This window comes from Streptomyces sp. SID5785 (genome assembly GCF_009870065.1).
Classification (GTDB): Bacteria; Actinomycetota; Actinomycetes; order Streptomycetales; family Streptomycetaceae; genus Streptomyces.
This window is the reverse complement of sequence record NZ_WWIA01000852.1, coordinates 1-2,841: the sequence shown is the minus strand read 5'-3', so window position 1 is coordinate 2,841 and position 2,841 is coordinate 1. Positions and strand designations below refer to the sequence as shown.

The window sequence follows — 2,841 nt, the reverse complement described above, 5'->3', positions numbered from 1 at the left end:
CTCGACGCCGTGCGCACCGCCCCCGAGCCCCGGCCGCTGCCCGCGGACGCCTGGCACACCGTCCCCGGGACCGCGCCCGGCACCGTCCGCCGCGTCGTCCCCGGCATCGACGCGCTCGTCGCCGCGGGCGCCGAGGCCCGCTCCGGGTTCGCCGCCCTCGGCGCGCCCTGGGCCCGCCCCGCATCGGAGGTCGCGCCGTGACCCCGCCCCCCGTCGCCCCGCCGGTGCTGCGCTGCGCCGGCCGCACCGTCGCCCACCACGCGAGCGGTCAGGGCCTCGCCCCCGGCCGCTCCCCGCGGCCGTACCTCCACCCGGTCCGCACCCTCGCCGGCCTCGCCGTCACCGAGACGGCCCCCGCCGACCACCCGCACCACCTCGGCGCCGGTGTCGCCGTGCCCGACGTCGACGGCCACAACTTCTGGGGCGGCCGCACCTTCGTCCGGGGTCTGGGCCCCACCGAACGCGACAACCACGGCGTGCAGGCGCACCGCGCGTTCGCACGCAGCGAGCCCGGGGGATTCACCGAGGACCTCGACTGGAGCGCGGCCGGACGCGTCCTGCTGCGCGAGCGCCGCACCGTCACCGCCGCCCGTCTCACCGACGACGCCTGGGCCCTCGACCTCACCTTCGCGCTCACCAACCCCGGCGCCGCGGACGTCACGCTCGGCAGCCCGGCCACCAACGGCCGCCCCGGCGCCGGGTACGGCGGCTTCTTCTGGCGTGCGCCCAAGGAGGCGCGCCCGCCCGCCGTGTTCACCGCCGACCGCGAGGGCGAGGACGCCGTGCACGGCCGCCCCGCCGACTGGCTCGCCCTCTCCGGCGACGGCTGGACCCTCGTCTTCGCGGCGGCCACCGAGGAGACCCGGCGCGACCCCTGGTTCGTGCGGGCCGGGCAGTACCCCGGCGTCGGCTCCTCGCTCGCCGCCGCCGCACGGCTGCGCATCGCCCCCGGCGCCACCGCCGTGCGCCGCGTCGTCACGGTCGTCGCCGACGGCCGCGCCGACCGGACCCGCGCCGCCGGCCTCGCCAGCCGGGCGGTGACCGGATGAGCACCGCGCCGCACGAGGACACCTACCGCAACCCGGTACTGGCCGCCGACTGGTCCGACCCCGACGTCCTGCGCGTCGGCGACGACTTCTACCTCACGGCCTCCAGCTTCGGCCGCGTCCCCGGGCTGCCCCTGCTGCACTCCCGCGACCTCGTCCACTGGACGCTGACCGGGCACGCCCTCGAACGCCTGGAACCCGCCGAGGCGTTCGCCGCGCCGCGCCACGACTGCGGCGTCTGGGCCCCCTCGCTGCGCCACCACGCGGGCCGCTTCTGGATCTTCTGGGGCGATCCCGACCACGGCATCCTCCAGATCAGCGCCCCCGCAGTCGACGGACCGTGGACCGCCCCGCACCTCCTCAAGGAGGGCAAGGGCCTCATCGACCCCTGCCCGCTGTGGGACGAGGAGACCGGCGAGGCGTACCTCGTGCACGCCTACGCCAGGTCGCGGGCCGGGATCAAGAACCGGATCACCGGCCACCGCATGAGCCCCGACGGCACCGCACTGCTCGACGAGGGGCGGGTGCTGATCGACGCCGACCGGATCCCGGGCTGGTTCACCCTCGAGGGCCCCAAGCTGTACCGGCACGCGGGCCGCTTCTGGATCTTCGCCCCGGCCGGCGGCGTGGAGACGGGCTGGCAGGGCGCGTTCCGCGCGGACACCTTCGACGGGCCGTACGCGGCACGCGTCGTCCTCGAACAGGGCCGCACGGACGTCAACGGCCCGCACCAGGGCGGCTGGGTGCGCACCGCCGCGGGCGAGGACTGGTTCCTGCACTTCCAGCAGCGCGGGCCCTACGGGCGCGTCGTCCACCTGCAGCCCATGCGCTGGGACGAGGACGGCTGGCCCGTGCTCGGTGACGACGGCACCCCCGTCGCCGAGCACCGCAGGCCCGCGCTGCCGCCCGGGCCGCCCGCCGCGCCCGCCACCGACGACGACTTCCCCGGCGGCCGGTTCGGACCCCAGTGGCAGTGGACGGCGAACCCCCGCCCGGGGTGGACCGGTTCCCACGCCGCGGACGGCCTGCGGCTCAGCTGTGTCCGCGCCGCGGACCCGGCAGGCGGCCCCGACCTGCGCCGCCTGCCGCACGTGCTCACCCAGCGCCTGCCGCTGCGGCCCGCCCGCGTCGAGGTCGAGCTGCGCCTCGCCGGCACCGCGCCCGGGGCCCGCGCGGGCCTCGCCGTCCTCGGCGACGCCAGCACCTGGATCGGCCTGGAGCGCGGCCCCGACGGCCAGGTCCGCGCCGTCCACCGCTTCGCCGAGACCACCGCCGGGTCCGAGCGCGACGCCGCCGCCCCGCGCCCCGCGCCCGACGGGCACGCCCGGCTGCGCATCGACATCACCGACGGGGCGCGCTGCCGCCTCCTCGTCGACACCGGCGACGGATTCCGGCCCTCGGGCCAGGTCTTCGCCGCCACGCCCTGGCGCTGGGTCGGGGCCCTGCTGGGCCTGTTCGCGGCGGCCCCGGACGGTCAGGGACCCGCAGGCACCGCCCTGTTCACCCGCTTCCGGATCACCCCCGCCGACTGATCGGCGCACCACTCCGCACGGTCCGCCCCCCTGGACGCACACCCGAAATGAGCCGACCATGATCAACCGCCCGCGCAGCGCCGCGCGCCGCGCCGTCCGCACCCTCGCCCTGACCGCCGCCCTCGCTCTGACCGTCACCGCCTGCGGCGACGACGGCAGCGCGGTCGGCTCGCCGGGCGCCGAGGGCACGGGCAAGGGAAAGATCGTCTTCTGGGACAACAACGGCGGGGTCCGCACCGCCGTCTGGAAGGAGATCATCGCCG

General features: G+C 77.7%; 2 protein-coding genes and 2 pseudogenes. All 4 read left to right on the top strand.

What is annotated here, in order from left to right; translation table 11 throughout:
• A pseudogene (locus GTW43_RS27660) lies at window positions 1–201 on the top strand (gfo/Idh/MocA family oxidoreductase); the annotation flags it as partial.
• Window positions 198–1,049 carry a PmoA family protein gene (locus tag GTW43_RS27655; RefSeq protein WP_161304687.1) on the top strand — a complete coding sequence of 284 codons (852 nt, stop codon included), beginning with the start codon at window positions 198–200 and terminating at the stop codon, window positions 1,047–1,049. The pseudogene GTW43_RS27660 and the gene GTW43_RS27655, both read left to right, overlap by 4 nt.
• Complete coding sequence (locus GTW43_RS27650; protein ID WP_161304686.1) at window positions 1,046–2,578, top strand: glycoside hydrolase 43 family protein; 1,533 nt, start codon at window positions 1,046–1,048, stop codon at window positions 2,576–2,578. Before GTW43_RS27655 ends, GTW43_RS27650 begins: the two co-directional genes overlap by 4 nt.
• Before the next feature lie 58 nt (window positions 2,579–2,636).
• A pseudogene (locus tag GTW43_RS27645) lies at window positions 2,637–2,841 on the top strand (sugar ABC transporter substrate-binding protein); the annotation flags it as partial.